The organism is Cupriavidus sp. GW822-FHT06G04, assembly GCF_058799075.1.
On record NZ_JBXALD010000039.1, the window covers coordinates 1 to 1051 of the forward strand.

Genomic DNA, 1051 nt, shown 5'->3' on the forward strand with positions numbered 1-1051 from the left:
GTCCTGATTCTTGGCGTCAACGGCTTCATCGGCCACCACCTGACGCGCCGCATCCTGGAAACCACGCCGTGGGAGGTCTACGGCATGGACATGTCGTCGGACCGCCTTGGCGATCTGGTGAACCATCCGCGCATGCACTTCTCCGAAGGTGACATCACCATCAACAAGGAGTGGATCGAGTACAACATCCGCAAGTGCGACGTGATTCTGCCGCTGGTGGCGATTGCCACGCCGGCCACTTACGTGCGCAATCCGCTGCGCGTGTTCGAGCTCGATTTCGAGGCCAACCTGCCGATCGTGCGCAGCGCGGTGAAGTACGGCAAGCACCTGGTGTTTCCGTCGACGTCCGAGGTGTACGGCATGTGCGCCGACGACGAATTCGATCCGGAAGCGTCGCCGCTGATCTACGGCCCGATCAACAAGCCGCGCTGGATCTATGCGTGCTCCAAGCAGCTGATGGACCGCGTGATCCACGCCTATGGCATGGAGCAGGGCCTGAACTACACGCTGTTCCGGCCGTTCAACTGGATCGGCGCGGGACTCGATTCGATCTTCGAGTCGAAGGAAGGATCGTCGCGCGTGGTGACGCAGTTCCTGGGCCATATCGTGCGCGGCGAGCCGATCAAGCTGGTCGATGGCGGCGAGCAGAAGCGCGCGTTTGCCGATATTTCGGACGGCATCTCGGCGCTGATGCGGATCATCGAGAACCAGGGCGGCGTGGCCAGCGGCAAGATCTTCAATATTGGCAATCCTGCCAATATCCATTCGGTGCGCGAACTGGCGGAGATGATGCTGAAGATGGCGGCCGACTATCCGGAGTACGCGGACGAGGCGCGCAAGACGAAGATCGTCGAGACGTCGTCGGGTGAGTTCTATGGCAAGGGCTACCAGGATGTGCAGCACCGCGTGCCGAAGATCGACAACACGATCAATGAGCTGGGGTGGAAGCCCGAGGTGACGATGGAGCAGGCGCTGCGGCGGATCTTCGAAGCGTACCGCGACAAGGTGGTGGACGCCCGCACGCTGGTCGACGCTGGCAACTGAGGCGCGC

General features: G+C 61.8%; 1 protein-coding gene. It reads left to right on the top strand.

The features are described 5' to 3' along the window. Nucleotides 1-1044, top strand: a 1044-nt coding sequence (locus AC1RKI_RS30070) for a bifunctional UDP-4-keto-pentose/UDP-xylose synthase (protein ID WP_492798435.1), incomplete at its 5' end; no start/stop codon positions are given. Between the last annotated feature and the right edge of the window lie 7 nt (nt 1045-1051).